The 16861-nt window shown below is 74.8% G+C and carries 11 protein-coding genes; 7 read left to right on the forward strand and 4 right to left on the reverse strand.

The features are described 5' to 3' along the window. The first annotated feature begins 174 nt into the window (after positions 1-174). Both ACIP60_RS33805 and ACIP60_RS33810 read left to right on the forward strand, forming a co-directional pair. On the forward strand, positions 175-1956 hold the full coding sequence (locus ACIP60_RS33805) for a phosphatidylglycerol lysyltransferase domain-containing protein (protein ID WP_400692103.1): 1782 nt from the start codon (positions 175-177) through the stop codon (positions 1954-1956). Positions 1957-2164: 208 nt separating this feature from the next. Further along, positions 2165-2932, forward strand: a complete 768-nt coding sequence (locus ACIP60_RS33810) for a hypothetical protein (protein WP_400692106.1) — start codon at positions 2165-2167, stop codon at positions 2930-2932. Positions 2933-2951: 19 nt separating this feature from the next. Here ACIP60_RS33810 and ACIP60_RS33815 read toward each other — a convergent pair whose 3' ends face one another. Then, positions 2952-5633 (reverse strand): SpoIIE family protein phosphatase, encoded by a 2682-nt coding sequence (locus tag ACIP60_RS33815; protein ID WP_400692108.1) that lies wholly within the window; start codon positions 5631-5633, stop codon positions 2952-2954. 216 nt (positions 5634-5849) lie between these two features. Between ACIP60_RS33815 and ACIP60_RS33820 the strand changes: the two genes are divergently transcribed. From ACIP60_RS33820 to ACIP60_RS33840, 5 genes are all read left to right on the forward strand, one after another. Next, positions 5850-6971 carry a rhodanese-like domain-containing protein gene (locus tag ACIP60_RS33820; RefSeq protein ID WP_400692111.1) on the forward strand — a complete coding sequence of 374 codons (1122 nt, stop codon included), beginning with the start codon at positions 5850-5852 and terminating at the stop codon, positions 6969-6971. Positions 6972-7050: 79 nt separating this feature from the next. After that, positions 7051-7677, forward strand: coding sequence for a DUF5819 family protein (locus ACIP60_RS33825; protein WP_400692114.1), 627 nt, complete (start codon positions 7051-7053; stop codon positions 7675-7677). After that, positions 7674-8741 carry an HTTM domain-containing protein gene (locus tag ACIP60_RS33830; RefSeq protein WP_400692117.1) on the forward strand — a complete coding sequence of 356 codons (1068 nt, stop codon included), beginning with the start codon at positions 7674-7676 and terminating at the stop codon, positions 8739-8741. Before ACIP60_RS33825 ends, ACIP60_RS33830 begins: the two co-directional genes overlap by 4 nt. 35 nt (positions 8742-8776) lie before the next feature. Continuing rightward, the gene (locus tag ACIP60_RS33835) at positions 8777-10918 is read left to right on the forward strand and encodes an FUSC family protein (RefSeq protein WP_400692120.1); all 2142 of its coding nucleotides are present in this window, start codon (positions 8777-8779) and stop codon (positions 10916-10918) included. Then, the gene (locus tag ACIP60_RS33840) at positions 10915-11571 is read left to right on the forward strand and encodes a TrmH family RNA methyltransferase (RefSeq protein WP_100837195.1); all 657 of its coding nucleotides are present in this window, start codon (positions 10915-10917) and stop codon (positions 11569-11571) included. The genes ACIP60_RS33835 and ACIP60_RS33840 overlap by 4 nt, the downstream gene beginning before the upstream one ends. A gap of 18 nt (positions 11572-11589) precedes the next feature. Here the strand turns inward: ACIP60_RS33840 and ACIP60_RS33845 are convergent, their stop codons facing one another. The 3 genes from ACIP60_RS33845 to ACIP60_RS33855 all read right to left on the reverse strand — a co-directional run bounded on the left by ACIP60_RS33845 (position 11590) and on the right by ACIP60_RS33855 (position 16773). Next, positions 11590-12936 carry a peptidoglycan-binding protein gene (locus ACIP60_RS33845; RefSeq protein ID WP_400692124.1) on the reverse strand — a complete coding sequence of 449 codons (1347 nt, stop codon included), beginning with the start codon at positions 12934-12936 and terminating at the stop codon, positions 11590-11592. A gap of 311 nt (positions 12937-13247) precedes the next feature. Further along, on the reverse strand, positions 13248-14354 hold the full coding sequence (locus tag ACIP60_RS33850) for a hypothetical protein (RefSeq protein WP_400692127.1): 1107 nt from the start codon (positions 14352-14354) through the stop codon (positions 13248-13250). Positions 14355-14604: 250 nt separating this feature from the next. After that, complete coding sequence (locus tag ACIP60_RS33855; RefSeq protein WP_400692130.1) at positions 14605-16773, reverse strand: protease pro-enzyme activation domain-containing protein; 2169 nt, start codon at positions 16771-16773, stop codon at positions 14605-14607. Positions 16774-16861: the final 88 nt, after the last annotated feature.

The following is a 16861-nucleotide window of genomic DNA, read 5'->3' on the forward strand; positions in this document are numbered from 1 at the left end:
TCTCCCCGGTGGGGGCGGTTGGGGGCCGGGGCGGTTCGGCACCCCCGCCGATCGGCGGGGGTGGGAATCCGCTACCGGATTCACGCAATTCTCATCCGGGCTGGGCAACCATGGAAATCGGGGTCGAGTGCGCCGAACCGCGAGCGGATGCGCCCCTGTGATCGATCGTCTGGAATGGTTGCTGTGTCCACTGTGAAGACGGCTTCCCCGGCCGTGTCCCCCTCCCGGGGCGAAGGCCCCGGCCCGCTGGCACGGTGGCGGCTCAGGGCCGCCGCGTCGACGGTCTGGTACCTGCGGCTGGTGGCCCTGCTGAACCTGGCGGCGGTGCTCTCGGTGCCGTTCCGGGACCAGGTGCAGCGTCACAACGAGGGGGAGTTCTTCACCCCCTACCTGATGACCGCCGGCCTGACCTCGATGCTCCTGGCGCTGTTCCTGGCGGTGGCGATGCGCCGCCGCAAGCGGGCGGCGTGGATCTTCAACACCGGGCTGGCCGGGTTGACGTTCCTCGGCTACCTGGCCTGGATGGCCTGGGGCGACCGGTACCGGGACCACCCGTGGAACTACTTCTCGATCGTGCTGACCGGCCTGTTCCTGGTCGCGCTGCTGTTCTCCCGCCGGGAGTTCACCTCCAAGGGCGACCGCTCGAACCCGAAGACCGCGGCCGCCGCGGCGGTCGGCGGGCTGCTGCTGGGCGGGCTGGTCGGCTCGCTGCTGGTGCAGCTGACCAACGAGGTCGCCGGCGCGGGCTTCGGGACGCGGTTCAGCTACGCGGTGCACCGGATGATCACGCTGACCCCGTCGGAGCGGGTCCTCGACGTGGTCTCGGTGCCGACCTGGGTGAACGCGGCGATCAACGCGATGAGCGCGGTGCTGTTCCTGTTCGTGCTGTACGTGGCGTTCCGCTCGCCGCGCGGCGAGGAGCTGCAGAGCGACGAGGACCAGAGCCGGCTGCGCGAGCTGCTGGACCGGCAGGGCGAGCGGGACTCGCTGGGCTACTTCGCGCTGCGCCGGGACAAGGCGGTGGTGTTCTCCCCGTCCGGGAAGGCGGCGATCGCCTACCGGGTGGTCGGCGGCGTCACGCTGGCGTCCGGCGACCCGATCGGCGACCCGGAGGCCTGGCCGGGGGCGATCGACGCCTGGCTGGCCGAGGCCCGCGAGCACGCCTGGGTGCCGGCCGTGATGGGCGCCTCCGAGGAGGCCGGGGTGATCTACGCCCGGCACGGGCTGGACGCGCTGGAGCTGGGCGACGAGGCGATCGTCGAGCTGGACGAGTTCTCGCTGGACGGCCGGGCGATGCGGGTGGTCCGGCAGGCGTACAACCGGGTCAAGCGGGCCGGCTACACGGTGCGGATCCGCCGGCACGGGGACATCCCGGAGTGCGAGATGGCCGAGCTGGTGGCCAAGGCCGACCACTGGCGGGACGGCGCGACCGAGCGCGGCTTCTCGATGGCGCTGGGGCGGCTCGGCGACGCGGGCGACGGGCGCTGCGTGATGCTGGAGTGCTTCGACGGGGACGGCGAGCTGCGGGCGCTGCTGAGCTTCGTGCCGTGGGGCGCGCACGGCCTGTCGCTGGACCTGATGCGGCGCGACCGGGACAGCGAGAACGGCCTGATGGAGTTCATGGTGATCGAACTCCTGCAGCGCGCCGGAGAGGTCGAGCTGGAACGGGTGTCGTTGAACTTCGCGATGTTCCGGTCGGTGTTCGAGCGCGGTTCGAAGCTGGGCGCGGGCCCGGTCCTGCGGCTGTGGCGCTCGGTGCTGGGCTTCTTCTCGCGCTGGTGGCAGATCGAGTCGCTGTACCGGGCGAACGCGAAGTACCGGCCGATCTGGGAACCGCGGTACCTGCTCTTCGAGAAGAGCGGCGAGATCCCCCGGATCGGCATCGCCTCGGCCCGCGCGGAGGGGTTCATCACGGCCCCCACGATGCCGGCGCTGTTCCGCCGCCGGCACGGGTGAGGAACGCTTCCCGGCCGGGAACGGCCCGGGAGGGGGAGGTCCCTCCGCCGGGGGGCGGAGCGGGCCGGAGGTCAGCCTCCAGGAGGAGGCCGGGAATGGTCTCCGGAGCTGATGCCGCGGTTCGGCCCGGTGCGTAGGGTCGGATTCGGGGAGCAGAAGAGAAATCGACGACGGAAGTCGGCACGGAATCGGACGGGAGAGCCGGGACGTGGAGCAGATCACCCACGCGGGGGGCGTGCGGTCGGGGCTTTGGGCGGTGTTCCGCCGGGCCGCGGTCGCGGAGTGGGGGGAGCTCTTCGCTTCCGTGAAGGAGCGGGTGGTGCGGCGGAGGTTCGCCGCGGTGCCGCTGGCGACCGCGGCGACCGCGCTGGTGCTGCTGTTCTCGGTGGTCCAGCACCTGCCGGGCGGGGACCGGCTGGTGTCCGACATCGGGGTGGTGAAGGCGGCGCTGCCGCTGGACGTGTCGCTGCTGCGCACCCCGCTGTCGCTGTACGTGCCGGCCCTGGACCTGCCGGTGTGGGGGGCGCTGGCCCAGGTGTTCCTGGTGTTCGGGGTGGCCGAGATCGTGCTGGGGCGGCGGCTGACCCTGGTGGTGGCGTACGCCTGCACCCTGGCGGGCACGCTGTTCGCCCGGGTCGGGGTGACGCTGGGCCCGCACCACGCGCTGGGCTTCCCGCGCTGGGTGGCGTACGTGCGGGACACCGGGCCCTCGGCGGCGGTGGTGGCGCTGGCCGTGGTGGTGGCGCTGCGCTGCCGGGCCTGGTGGACGGGCGGGGCGGTGGCGCTGTCGATGGTGGTGGAGGCGCTGCTGCTGCCGAACCTGGCCGGGCTGGAGCACCTGGTGGCGATCAGCACCGCGGTGCTGATCGCGGTCTGGGTCGAGGTGTTCGGCGACTACTGGCCGCGGGTGCTGACCGGGGTCGGCGCGGCGGCGGCGGTGGCCGCGCAGGGCCGGGCCAGGGCGGTGGCGTCCTGACCCGGCGGGCGGGCGGCGGTCAGCCGCGCGGCAGCGGCATCTCGAAGTAGACGACCTTGCCGACCGCCTTGCGGGCGGTGCCCCACTTCTCGGACAGCTTGCTGACCAGGTTCAGGCCGCGGCCGTGCTCGGAGAACGCGTCGGCGGGCTCCAGCGAGGGCAGGTTGTGGTTGTCGTCGCTGACCTCGACCAGCAGTTTGTCGACCCGGATCAGCTGCAGCTGCACCTCGGCCCGGGCCACCCGGACCGCGTTGGTGACCAGTTCGGAGACCAGCAGTTCGACCGTCTCGGAGAGCGCGGTCAGCTGCCAGGCGGCGAGCTGGTCGCGCACCAGGCTGCGGGCCCGGCCGACCTCCAGCTCGGTGACGCCGAGCTGCCAGGTGGCGACCTCGGTCGGCGGGACGCCGTCGAAGCGGGCCACCAGCAGCGCGATGTCGTCCTGCCGGTCGTCGGAGTGCAGGGTGTTCAGCACGGTGTCGCAGGCCTCGTCGGGGGTCTGCTTGGGGTCGATCAGGTTGCCGCAGAGCGCCGCCAGGCCCGCCCCTATGTCGCCGCCGCGCACCTCGACCAGGCCGTCGGTGCACAGCACCAGCATCGAACCGTCCGAGACGTCGATCTGCTTGGTCTGGAACGGCACCCCGCCGACGCCGATCGGCGCGCCGGAGGGCAGTTCCAGCAGTTCGCCGCGGCCGTCGGGGTGCACCAGCACCGGCGGGACGTGGCCGGCCGAGGCGAGTTCGCAGGTGCGGTTGATCGGGTCGTAGACCGCGTACAGGCAGGTCGCCAGGTGGTCGTCGCCGAGCTTGTGGGCCAGGTTGTCGAGGTGGCGCAGCAGCTGGGCGGGCGGCAGGTCGAGGGCGGCCAGGGTCTGCATGGCGGTGCGGAAGCGGCCCATCGCGGCGGCCGAGTGCAGGCCGTGGCCCATCACGTCGCCGACCACCAGGGCGACCCGGCTGCCGGGCAGCTGGATGGCGTCGAACCAGTCGCCGCCGACCTCGGCCTTGCGGTCGCCGGGCATGTAGCGGTGGGCGATCTGGACGCCGGGGATCCGCGGCGGGCGGGTCGGGATCATCGAGCGCTGGAGCGTGGTGGCGACCTTGGACTCGGCGCGGTGCAGCCGGGCGTTGTCCAGGGAGAGCGCGGCGCGGGCGGCGACCTCCTTGAAGGTGTCGGCGTCGGAGCGGGTGAACGGGGTCCGGTCGGCGAGCCGCAGCAGCTTGAGGATGCCCAGCACGGTGCCGCGGGCGGACAGCGGCAGCACCAGCATCGAGCGGCCGACCACGGCCGGCTCCAGTTCGGGGCCGCCGAGCGAGGCCGCGTAGTCGACCGCGACGTCCGGCGAGATCAGCGGGACCAGCACCGGCTGGTTCTCCTGCAGGGCCAGGCCGGGCGGGGTGGAGCGGGGCATGGCCAGCAGCGCGCCCTCGTCCAGGACGTGGCCCCAGCACGGCGAGGCGGCGTTGAAGGTGCGGGCGACCCGGCGCAGCATGGTGGCGTCGTCGGGCGCCCCGACGGGCAGCTCGGAGTCGGAGATCAGGCCGTCGAGCAGGTCGACGCAGGCGAAGTCGGCGACCCGGGGGACCAGCACCTCGCACAGCTCGCGGGCGGTGGTGTCCAGGTCCAGGGTGGTGCCGACCTGGCTGCCGATCGAGGCGAGCAGCGCCAGGTCGCCGTCGTCGGGCAGCCCGCGGACCACCTCCACGCCGGTGCCGGAGCCGGCCGTCCGGCTCGGCGGGACGGCGGCGGGCGCGGGCGCGGCGGTCGGGTCGGTGACGGCGGTCGGGTCGGCTGCGGTGGTCGGGTCGGGGGCGGCTGCGGGTTCGATGACGGGGCCTCCCGGGTCCGGGCGGTGGGCGGCGGCTTCGCGTGGTCCGGGGACGGTGCGGCCGGGCCGCGGCGCGTCCCGGTGGTCGGTCGCGGGCCCGGCGGCCGGGGGGCGCGACCCGGCGGCGCCCGGGTTCGGCGGCTCCGCGGCGCGGCGGGCGGCGCGCTGCTGCGCGGTGGGGTAGCGGCGGCCGATCCCGGCGGCGGCCCGGGCGGTGCCGGCGCCCTCCGGGAAGGACGGCAGCGGGACCACGGGCAGCACGGCCGCGCCGTTCACCCGCAGTGCGGGCGGCCCGGCCTGGGCGAGGGCGTCCAGCAGCCGGCGGCGGCGCTCGGCGGAGCCCGGCGGGAGCAGCGCGGCGAGCGCCTCGGCGCGGCCCGGGCCGGGCGGGGCGAAGGCGGCGGCGACCTGCTGCGGGCGGGCCGCGGCGGGAGCGGCGGCGTACGGGAGCAGGCGCTCGCCGAGGGCGATCCGCGGGCCGGCGGCGCGCAGCGGGCGGGCGTCGGCGGCCAGCACCAGCAGCGAGCGGCCGACCGGCTCGACCAGCGGGTAGGCCCACCACAGGACGTCGCGCAGCCGCTCCTCGCGGTCGTGCACGCTCATCGGCCCGGCCCACGGGCCGTCCAGGACGAGGTCGTCCAGGGTGTCGAGGGCGTCGCAGCGCTGGGCCGGGCCGGAGCCCTCGGGGCGGGGTTCGACGGCGGGCAGCAGGCCGTGCGCGGTGCGGCCGAGGGCGACCTCGGCGCGGTGGCCGAACAGTTCCTCCGCGGTGCGGTTCCACAGCGCGATCCGGCCGTCCGGGTCGACCAGCACGGTGGCGACCCGGAGCAGGGCGACCACTCCGGCCGGGGGTGTGGGATCGGGCTGGTCCACCATGGGTATCGGTCTGCCCCTTTGTTGTGCTCGCTGCTCCTCCTGGCCGGTGCGCGCGTCCTCGCACGCGTCCTCCAATGAAGCACGGAGATGCCGGGGGCAGGTAGCCAATCGGGCAGATTCGTCAGTATCAGTTGCGTGTCGTCCGCCGCGCGCCCCGGGGAGCGCCACCGGTGTCACCCGGTCGGCGGTGTGCCGGGCCCCGGTAGGGTGGCCAGGGTGAGCGTACCGAGCGTCGAGGTGTGGGCGGACCCGGAGCGGCAGGACCTGGAGGAGCGGGTCGCGGCGGCCGAGTTGGCCTGGCTGACGCTGGACGTCGACGTGGCCACCCTGCGGGTGGAGATCGACAACTTCGCGCTGGCCCACCACCAGCTGCTGGGCCCGCTCTACGCCGAGCTGGACGAGCTGGACGCGCTGATCGCCGAGTCGGTGGCGGCGCTCAGCGGCGACCCGGAGGACCTGCGGCGGGCCCGGGAGGCCCGGGAGCGGGTCGAGCCGCCGGAGGAGCGCGGCACGCGCGAGGGCGAGCCGGAGGCCCGCCGGGTGCGGCCCGGCAAGGAGGCCCAGCGCACCTACCGCGAGCTGGTCCGCCGGGCCCACCCCGACCTGACCACCGACCCGGCCGAGCAGGAGCGCCGCTCGGGGTTCATCGCCCGGGTCAACGAGGCGTACGCGCTGGCCGACGCCGAGGGGCTGGAGCGGCTGGCCGAGGAGTGGTCCACCTCCCCGGACTCGGCGCCCGCCGCGGACTCCCCGGACCGGCTGGCCTGGCTGCGCCAGCGCCTGGAGTGGCTGACCGGCCGGATCACCGCGCTGGCGGTGGAGCGGGTCCGGCTGGAGCGCACCCCGATGGGCGAGCTGCTGCTGCTGCGGCCCGAGGAGCCGGAGCGGCTGCTGGAGGAGCTCGCCGAGCAGCTGCTGGCCACCGCCGCGGACCGGCAGGCGAGACTGGCCGCGCTCCTGCCCGACAATGGGCACCACCAACCGTCCCACGCACCCCAGGAGACCGCCCCGATGTTCGCTCAGCTGCCCACCGCCGACGCCGCCTCGGTGCCCGCCGACGCCGTCCTGCTCGACGTCCGCGAGCAGGACGAGTGGGACGCCGGGCACGTGGAGGGCGCGCTGCACGTCCCGATCGGCCAGGTGGTGGCCCGCCTCGACGAGCTGCCCGAGGGCCGGCTGTACGTGATGTGCCGGGTCGGCGGCCGTTCCGCCCAGGTGGTGCAGTACCTGGTGGCGGGCGGTCGGGACGCGGTCAACGTGGACGGCGGGATGTTCGCCTGGGAGGCCGCCGGACGCCCGATGGTGAGCGGGACCGGCCGGGAGCCGTTCGTCCTGTAGCCCCCGTGGTCCGCCGCGGGGCGGTGCAAGGGCTCCGGCCCCTGTTCGAACGCCTGGGCGGTGCGGCAGGATGTCGGCCGTGCGCGTCTGGTCCAAGCCCGCCCGGGTGGTGCTGGTGGTCGCCGGGGTGGGGCTGGGAGCCTGCGTCCTGGCGTTCCTCGGCGCGCTCTTCCTGGCCGTGGCGCCCGCCAACTCGGTGTCGAAGGAGTACCGCTCCGAGCTGGACGCGGTGGTCTACCCGGAGTTCGAGCAGAACTGGAAGCTGTTCGCGCCGGACCCGCTGCAGCGCAACGTCGCGGTGGACGCCCGGGTGCGGACCATCGGCCCGGACGGGCAGGTGGCCACCGGCGAGTGGCACGGGCTGAGCGCCGCGGACTGGGCGGCGATCCGGCACGACCCGGCGCCCAGCCACCTGGACCAGAACCTGCTGCGCCGGGCCTGGGACTTCTACGAGTCCACCCACGGCGACGGCGACGCGCCCGCCGCGGCCGGCAGCCGCGGCGAGCTCGCCGAGCAGTACCTGAAGCGGATCGCCCTGCAGCGGATCGGGCCCGGCGGTGGCCGGGTGATCCAGGTCCAGCTGCGGGCCACCGCCACCGCCGTCGCCCCGCCGCCGTGGAGCGGCGAGCAGGTCGACACCGCCCCGCACGCCCGCGAGCTGCCCTGGTGGCCGGTGCAGGCCGAGGACCGGCAGGGCCTGTGGTGACCGGCACGCCCGCCGCCGCCGTCCGGGCCGCGCTGCCGCGCCTGCTGACCACCCTCGCCCCGTACCAGGCCGCCGTGGTGCGGATCGGCGTCGCCGGCACCTGGGGCGGCTACCTGCTGCGCGAGTGGCCGCACCGGCGGGTGCTGTACGGGGACCTCTCGCCCTGGTCGGCGGAGCTGAACGGCCGGCTGCTGGCCGACACCCACGCGTTCACGGCGCTGTCCTGGAGCGACGGCCGCTGGTGGTTCGAGGCGGTGTACCTGCTGGCGCTGCTCTCGGCCGGGGCGACGGCGCTGGGCTGGCGCACCCGGGCCTCCTCGGTGCTGTTCGCGCTGACCGTGCTGTCGCTGCAGAACCGCAACGTGTTCCTCGGCGACGGCGGCGACAACCTGGTCCACCTGATGGCGATCTACCTGGCCCTCACCCGCTGCGGGACGGTCTGGTCGCTGGACGCCCGCCGCCGGGCCCGCAAGCCCGGCCGGGACCCGGCCGGGTGGGGCGAGCCGCGGGCGCTGGCCGACGCGCTGGCCGCGATGCTGCACAACGGCGCGATGCTGGTGATCGCCGCCCAGGTGGTGCTGGTGTACGCCACGGCCGGCTGGTACAAGGTCCAGGGCTCGCGCTGGCAGGACGGCACCGCGGTCTTCTACCCGCTGAAACTGGAGTACTTCGCCCCCTGGCCGGAGCTGTCTGGGCTGCTCGGCGGCAGCCTGCTGGTCACCTTCGCGCTGACCTACGGCACCGTGGTCATGCAGGTCGGCTTCCCGTTCTCGCTGGCCGCGCGGCGGCTGAAGAACGTGCTGCTGGCGGTGATGGTGGTCGAGCACCTGGCGATCGCGGTGCTGCTGGGGCTGCCGTTCTTCTCGCTGGCGATGATCTCCGCGGACGCGGTGTTCCTGCCCACCGCGTTCCTGCTGGCGGTCCAGGGACGGCTGGCCGGACGGCGACGGGCGCGGGAGCCGGCGGCGGAGCGGGAGGCCACGGACGGGCCGGCCGACGAGCCGGACGACGAGCCGGCCGGCGACGGGCCGACGGCGGAGCGGGCCGGGGAGCCGACCGCCTAGCGGGCCGCGTGGCGAAAAGTCGATAAGCTCGCGGTATGTCCTGGTTCACGGCCCTGCGCGACACCGCACGGGCCGGGCTGACCGTGGACCGCTCGCTGACCAACCCCAGGCGTGCGCTGCGCGGGGCGGTGGCCGCCGCGCTGGTGGTCTTCCCGGCGCTGTTCCTGTACGGACCCGCGCAGGCGACCTCGGCGGCGATGGGCGCGTTCATCGCCGGCACCGCGACCTTCCAGCGCTCGTTCCGGCCGCGCGCCTCGCTGGCGCTGGCGGCGGCCGCCGGGCTGGGCCTGTCGACCTTCCTGGGCTACGTCGCGGTGGGCGTTCCCGGCGCGTTCCCGGTGGTGCTCGCGCTGTGGGCGTTCGGTGCCGGGCTGGCCTGGGCGATCGGGCCGACCGCGGGCGTGGTCGCCGCCAACACGCTGGCCGTGATGATGGTGGTGGTGCAGCTGCCGGTGTCGGTGCCCACCGCGGTCGAGCACGGACTGCTCTGCTCGGTCGGCGGCGCCGTCCAGGCCCTGGTGGTGACGGTCTGGCCGATCGACAGCTGGCGGGCCCAGCGCGACGCGCTCGCCGACATCTACGCCGGGCTCGGCGACTACGCCCGCCGGCTGCGCCACGACCCGGTGGCGCAGGTCGACCCGGAGCCGTTCATCGTCGGCCGGCAGGCCGCCGCGCTGACCGCCTGGCAGGCCAGGCGCCGCCCGCCCGAGCTGCGCGGCCTGCGCACCATCGCCGAGCGGATCCGCCCCGCACTGGCCGCGCTCGCCGACCCCCGGGTCGGGGCCGCCGAGGAGGGCGCCGAGCGGGACCGGGCCCGCGAGGTGCTGGCCGCCGCCGCCGACGTGCTGGACGCGCTGGCCCGGGCGATCCGCAGCGGCGACCCGGTCCGGCTGCCCAGGGACACCCCCGGCCTGGCGCTGGCCCGCCCCGGCAGCGGCGAGGACCTGCTGCGCGGCGCCGCCCGCCGCTCGGCCCGCCGGCTCTCCGGCCTGCTGGGCCGGGCCGCCGACCGGCTGGACCGGCAGGACCGCACCACCGTGCAGACCCGCGGCGAGCCCGCCCCGGGCCTGCGCCGCCCGCCGCTGGTCAAGCTGGCGCCCGCCGCGCTGGCCACCGTCGGGCGGCAGCTGCACCGGCACTCGGCGATCTTCCACCACGCGGTGCGGATGGCCGTGGTGGTCACCTCCGCCTACCTGGCGTCCCGGCTGCTGCGGATCGAGCACGGCTACTGGGCGCCGATGACCTCCGCGATGGTGATGCGCCCGGACTTCGCGCAGACCTTCAGCCGCGGCGTGGCCCGGGTGGCCGGGACGGCCGCCGGGGTGCTGCTGTCCACCGCCGTGGTGCAGCTGTTCGACCCCGGGGACTGGGTGCTGGCGGTGCTGGCGGTGTGCTGCATGGGCCTGGCCTACCTGACCATGCGCACCGGGTACGCGGTGATGACGGTGGCGATCTCCTCGTACGTGGTGTTCCTGCTCGGCCTCCAGCCCGGCGACCCGGTGAGACTGGCCGTGGACCGGGTGTCGATGACGCTGCTGGGCGGTTTCGTCGCGCTCGCCGCGTACGCGCTGTTCCCGACCTGGCAGACCGCCCGGCTGCCGGAGCGCCTCGCCGAGTGGCTGGCCTCGGCGGGGCGGTACGCGGCGGCGGTGTTCGGCGCGTACGGGGACCCGGCGGGCGGCCGGGCCGAGCGGGAGGTGCGGCCGGCGCTGCTGGACGTACGGGAGGCCCGCAGCGAGATGCTGGCGGCGCTGGACCGGGCCGAGGTGGAGCCGGTGCGGCACTCCGAGCAGGTGCCGGAGCTGAGCCGCAAGCAGTTCGACAAGGCCCGCTCCGCGGTCGGCATGCTGGACCGCTCCACCGTCCTGCTGGAGGCCCACCTGCCCGGCGAGGACGCCCCGCCGGTGCCCGGGGCCGGCGCGTTCGGCGAGGAGCTGCGGGACGCCACCGCGCTGGCCGCCGCCGCGGTGCTGCTCGGCCAGGACGTCGACTTCACCCTGCTGCGCGAGGCCCACCGGACCTGGGACCACCAGCTCGCCGCGCTGCCCCGGGACGACCGGATCGACGTCGTCCGGGCCGGGGCCCGCCTGGTCATGCAGGCCCTGACCGAGCTGGAGCGCGCGGTGCGGACGCGGCCGCAGCCGGCCCGTCCGGAGCCCGTACCGTTGGGGGCGTGAGCGACACCTCGGTGCCCCAGCTGGGCGCGCAGTACGACGACCTTGGCGACGACCGGGAGATCGGCGTCGGCCCGCACCCCGAGCCGTGGCCCGACGACCCCCGGCTGGACCCGGAGCTGCTGGCCGCCGGGGACCGCCGCAACGTGGTGGACGGCTACCGCTACTGGCGGCACGAGGCGATCGTCGCGGACCTGGACACCCGGCGGCACGGCTTCCACGTCGCGGTCGAGAACTGGCAGCACGACTTCAACATCGGCTCGGTGGTGCGCACCGCGAACGCCTTCCTGGCGGGCGAGGTGCACATCGTGGGGCGGCGGCGCTGGAACCGGCGCGGCGCCATGGTCACCGACCGCTACCAGCACGTGCGCCACCACGGCTCGGTGGCCTCGCTGGCCGGGTACGCCGCCGAGCGCGGGCTGCCGGTGATCGGCATCGACAACCTGCCGGGCGCGGTGCCGCTGGAGACCTTCCGGCTGCCCGAGCGCTGCGTGCTGCTGTTCGGGCAGGAGGGGCCGGGGCTGACGCCCGAGGCGTGGGAGCACGCGGCGGCGGTCTGCTCGATCGCCCAGTTCGGCTCCACCCGCTCGATCAACGCGGGGGCCGCCGCCGCGATCGCCATGCACGCGTGGGTGCGGGAGCACGCCGCGCCCTGAGCGCGCTCCCGCCGGAGGTCAGGCGAACAGCAGCTTCCAGGTGTGCGGGCCCGGGTAGCCGTCGGCCTCGGCGCCCGTCCAGCCCTGGGCGCGCTGGAAGGCGGCCACGTTGAGGCGGTCGGCCTCGCCCCAGTCCCGGCTCGGGCCCTCCCGGTAGGCGGCGCCGTAGCCCTTGCGGACCAGTTGCTGCCCGAGCAGCAGCACGTCGTCGTTGACCTGCCCGGGGCCGAACCGGCCGGCGCCCGGGAAGGGCGGAGCGGCCGGAGCGGACGGGGTGGTCGGCGCGGCCGGAGCGGTCGGTGGCGGCGGGGCGGGGGTGCCGGGCGCGGGCGCGGGAGTGCCGGGAGCCGGGGCGGGCGCGGGGGTGGTGGTGGCGGCCGGGGCGGCCGGGGGGATGTCCTTGCCCTTGTGGTGCACCAGCAGGTCCCAGGTGTCCTTGCCGGGGTAGCCGTCGGCCTCGGCGCCGCGCCAGCCCTGGGCCAGCTGGAACGCCTCGGTGGCCTGCCGGTCGGCCTCGCCCCAGTCGGGGCTGGGGCCCTCGTGGTAGAACCGCCCGCCGCCGCGCTCGACCAGCATGGTGCCCAGCCGCGTCACGTACGGGTTGACCTTCCCCGGCCCGAACGTGTCCGCCCCCGGGAAGGCGTCGGCGTCCGGCGCGGGCATCGGCTGGCTCAACCCCTTGTAGCGGTACGGGAGGTAGCCGCTCGCGTTGCTCCAGTACGCGTACGGGGTGCTGCGCTCGGTGGTGCCCGGGCGGGTCTGCTCCAGGGCGGTGTACCTGGTGCGGGCGGCGTCCAGCCAGCCGCCGAACAGCACGGCGTGCGAGCCGCCCTGCGGGTCCTTGGGGTTGTTGTAGATCAGCGCGTCACCGGGCTGGAGGTCGTCCTTGGCGATCCGGTCGGCGAAGTCCGGCAGGGTCCAGGTGGTCTGGCTGCTGCCCAGGCCCCAGGCCATCGACACGAAGCCGGAGCAGTCCTGGCGGTAGCCGTCGGACCAGTACGTGCTCATGCTGTACGGCACTTTCCGGGCCACCCAGGCCCGGGCCCGTTGCAGGATCTCGGCCCGGGTGGTGGCGGGCCGGGCGGATATCGAGCGTTCGGGCTGGGCTTCGGCGCCGTACGGGCCGGCCACCTCGCCCTGGGGCGAGTCGGGTGTCGACGGGCTGCTGTCGGTGCGCGGCGCGGCGGTGACGGTGGCCGTCCCGGCGCCCAGGACGCCGCCGACGGCGGCCAGCAGGAAGGCCGCGCGGCGCGCCCCGCGGGCGGAGCACCGGCCCGGCCGGGCGGCGAGCGAACGGGCCAGGCGGCGGTCGGCGCAGCCCGGACAGCCGCAGGAGGCGTCCGGCTCGACATCGCTGAACTCCATCAGCACGGGGTCCTGCCTTTCCTCGGTGAGTGGGACTCACGTTCCCCGGGGGGAGCGGTGCGGACCACCCGATGGGCGGTCCGGCAGGGCGGTTCGGGTGAACGGCCGCACCGCGGGGTCGGGCGTGGCGGGGTAGGCCGCGACCGGTGGGAGGAAAGGGGTGAAACGGATGAAAGCGGATGAAACGGAAGGAAACATGACGAAGCGGAACGAAAGGGAGCAAATGGGAAGGAAAGGGAAGGATGGGGAAGGAAGCGGAGGGAAGGGGAGGGCGGGACGGGGCCGCGCGGGAGCCGGACCGGGCGCCGCGGCTACTCCCACTGCCAGCGGATGCCCACCTGGCCGGGCTGCTGGTCGGCGGTGAGGACGTGGGCGCTGGCCGAGGCGCCGATCCACAGCGGCTCGCGGTGGCGGTCGACCTCGGCGCCGGGGGCGCGGTCGAAGCGCTCGCACTGGACGGGGACGGTGGCGGGGTCGAAGTGCACCTGGAGGACGTACTCCCGCACCGGCGCGGCGAAGAAGCGTCCGTAGTCGATGGTGGGGCCGGAGTCGGGGATCTGCACCTCGTACTCCAGGACGGTGGAGTCGCCGAGGCCCAGCGGCCGGTCGAGCAGCAGTTCGGCGACCAGCAGCCCGCTGAGCGGGCGGCGGCGGACCCGGCCGAGGCGGGCGTGCCGGACGGAGGTGATCTCGGGGCAGGTCTGGACGCCCTCGTCGGCCTTGTGGACCACCACGTGCCGGGTGACGCCGTCCACGGTGGCGCGGACCACCTGGCGCATCCGCAGCAGGTGGCCGCGGCGGGAGGCGTCGACGTAGTAGGCGTCGTGGATGGACTGGCGCTCCAGCTGGCCGGCCGGCGGGGCGTCGAGTTCGGCGAAGACCTCGGCGAGTTCGGCCTGGCCGGGCCAGACCTGCTCGACCCGCAGGCCGTCGGGGGCCGGGCCCTGGGTGACCCAGCGGCCGCGCGGGCGGGGCGGGCCGAGCAGCGAGGTGAGCGCGGCGTGCCGCAGGCCGAGCAGCTCCTCCAGCAGGTGGACGGCGCGCAGCGAGGTGGCGCGCTCGGGCTGGCTGCGGCCGCGCCGCCAGTAACTGAGCGTGGTGACACTGACCCTGACGCCCTGTTTGGCCAGGGCGGCCCGGATCCGGTCGAGGCTGAGCCCGCTGGTCTCGATGGCGGCGTTGAGCACGTCGGCGAAGCCGCTCTGCAGGACCGGCGGGACGGGTATGCCGGTCGGCGGGGCGCCGAGGCCGGTCGGCGTGCTGCCGAGGCCGGTCGGCGGGACGGACACGCCCACCGGCGGGGCGCCGACGCCGACCGGCGACTGTTCGCCGCCGCCGGCCGACGGCGGCCGGCCGCTGTGCTCGCGCTGGCCGACCAGCCGGAGCCGACCGGAGTGCTGAGGTTGTTGTGAGCCCATGCGACACCCTTCCCACCCGGCGGGTTCGGCGGGTCCGCCCCCCGGCCCCACGGTGCGTCGGCGGGGCGTCGGTGGTGCGCCGCCGAGCGTGTGGGAACCCTATTGAGGGTTGAGAGGCTACGTCATCAATCAGGACATATGACAGTGGTCACGACAAGTATTTCGCGGGCGGAGCGAATCGGAAACACTCCTGACACACCCGTGCCGGGAGACCCTGGGCGGGTCTCCCGGCACCGGTGCCGACAGGGGGTCAGGACACGTTGAGCGCGGTGTCGTCGAGCACGAAGGAGGTCTGCAGCGAGGAGTCCTCCACGCCGTTGAACTTCACCGTGACGGTCTGTCCGGCGTACGAGGACAGGTCGATCGTCCTCTGCGCGTAGCCGGTGTTCTTGTCGAGGTTGGAGTACGTGGCGACGGTGGTGCCGTTGACCGAGACGGTCAGCTTGTCGTACGCGGTGCTGCCGGTCTCGGCGGTGTCGACGTGCAGCCAGAAGCTCAGCTTGGCGGTGCAGCCGGACGGGACGGCCACCGACTGGGAGAGGCTGTCGGTGTGGCTGGAGCCGTAGCCGTCCAGCCACGCCTTCCAGGAGCCGCCGTGGGCGGCCTGCGAGGTGGAGTTGTTGACCACGCCGGAGCTGGCGGTCCAGGGGGAGGCGCTACCGGTCTCGAAGCCGGGGTTGCCGAGCAGCTGGGCGGCGGTGCAGGAGCCGGTGGGCGGCGGCGGGGTGGTGCCGCCGGAGCCGAGCAGGGCGGCGGTCAGGCCGTCGGCGATCGGGGTGCCCCAGCCGGTGACCTGGTCGTAGCCGGCCTTGGTGGAGAAGTCCTGGTTCTTGCCGCTGGTGACGTCGTGGAAGGCGCTGCCGTACGACGAGGAGTTGGTGACCGCGTAGATCTTCGGGTTGGCCTCGCCGAGCACCGGCTTGGTGGCGGCCTTGGCCTTCTGGTTGTACAGCGCGGCGAAGCCGGACCACAGCGGGGCCGCCGCCGAGGTGCCGCCGTAGACCTGCCAGCCGGGGCTGCTGGTGCCTTGGGTGTAGATCGCGAAGCCGCTGTTCGGGTCGGCGTTGGAGGAGACGTCCGGGACGGTGCGCTGGGTGCCGGTGACGTTGGTGCCGGTCTGCCAGCTCGGCTTGGCGAACTGGGTGGAGACGCCGCCGCCGGCCGTGGACCAGGCGCTCTCCGAGCCGTAGGTGGTGCCGGAGACCTTGAGGTTGGTGCCGCCGACGCCGGTGTTGTACGGGCTGGAGGCGGGGAAGTCCACCGCCTTCACCGAGGAGCCGGAGTCGGAGCGGGTGCAGTCCCGGGAGCCGTCGTCGCCGGAGGCCGAGAAGATCGAGATGCCCTGGGCGGCGGCCTGCTTGAAGGAGTTGTTCACCGCGGTCATCGAGGAGGCGGTGGTGTCCGGCTCGCAGGAGCCCCAGGAGATGGAGATGACCGAGACCCGGTTGTCCGAGACGATCTTGGCGGCCATGTCGATCTCGCCCTGGTCGCTGTTGGGCGCCTCGTACACCAGCTGGGTGGCCTTCGGGGCGACGCCGCGGACGATCTCGGAGTCCAGCTCCACCTCGCCCTGGCCGTCGCCGGGCTTGGAGTCGTAGTTCGCGCCGTCCACCGGGACGGTGCTGACCGCCGGGCCGGACAGGCCGAACTGGCTGTCGTAGGTGGTCAGGTTGGAGGACTTGTAGCCGTCGAACTCCCAGAGCGCGACGGTGGAGCCGGTGCCGTCGGCGCCCAGCTGGTTCAGCCGGTAGGCGCCGTCGTAGGTGGAGGGGCCGAAGCCGGAGGGGGTGGCGTGCGGGGTGGCGGCGCCCGGCTTGGCGATCCGGGTGGTGCGCACGGTGTGGTCGTTGAGGCCGCTGACGCCCTCGACCACACCGGCCAGCGCGGCCGGCACCGAGGCGGCGGCGTCGTTGGCGAAGAAGGTCCGGCCGCTCTGCTGCGGGTCGGTGTACGTCGACTCGTGGGTGCCGAACGCGGCGGCGACCTGCGCGCTGGTGCCGGTGGCGTTCACCACCTGGCGGTTGTCGCTGACCGAGTCGACCTTCAGGCCCTGGGCGGTGAGGAACGCCCGGACCTGCTCGACGTCGGACGCGGTCGGGCCGAAGCGCTCGGTGAATTGCGCGGGCGTCAGGTAGTGGCCGTATTCGGCGGTGCCCGGGGTGGCGACCGCGGCCAGGAAACGGTCCAGTTCGGCGGTGTTGCGCAGTTTCAGCGAGACCGCCACGGATATCCGGCGGTCGGCGGGGACGTCACCCTGCTTGTGGGAGCGGGCGACCGCCGGGGTCACGGTCTGCGGCAGCGCCACCCGGGCGTTGGCGTTCGGCGTCGGGGCGGCCTGGGCGGTGGCGCTGCCCAGGGAGACGGCGGTGAGGGGAAGGACCGCGAGGGCGGCGGCAAGGGCGAGCGAGCGGGGTCGCACGGGCTCCTCCGGAATATCTGGCGGCGTTCCGGGTTTCGAAAACGCTCGCCAGAATCTCTCAGAGAACTCCCGGGAAAAGGCCCATGGC

This window comes from Kitasatospora sp. NPDC088783 (genome assembly GCF_044750705.1).
Taxonomy (GTDB): Bacteria; Actinomycetota; Actinomycetes; order Streptomycetales; family Streptomycetaceae; genus Kitasatospora; species Kitasatospora fiedleri.

Bases quoted from the DNA above. Each gene is read 5' to 3' on its own strand.
- ACIP60_RS33815 (WP_400692108.1), bottom strand. From the start codon at position 5,633: ATGGTGGACCAGCCCGATCCCACACCCCCGGCCGGAGTGGTCGCCCTG.
- ACIP60_RS33845 (WP_400692124.1), bottom strand. From the start codon at position 12,936: ATGGAGTTCAGCGATGTCGAGCCGGACGCCTCCTGCGGCTGTCCGGGC.
- ACIP60_RS33805 (WP_400692103.1), top strand. From the start codon at position 175: ATGGTTGCTGTGTCCACTGTGAAGACGGCTTCCCCGGCCGTGTCCCCC.
- ACIP60_RS33835 (WP_400692120.1), top strand. From the start codon at position 8,777: ATGTCCTGGTTCACGGCCCTGCGCGACACCGCACGGGCCGGGCTGACC.
- ACIP60_RS33850 (WP_400692127.1), bottom strand. From the start codon at position 14,354: ATGGGCTCACAACAACCTCAGCACTCCGGTCGGCTCCGGCTGGTCGGC.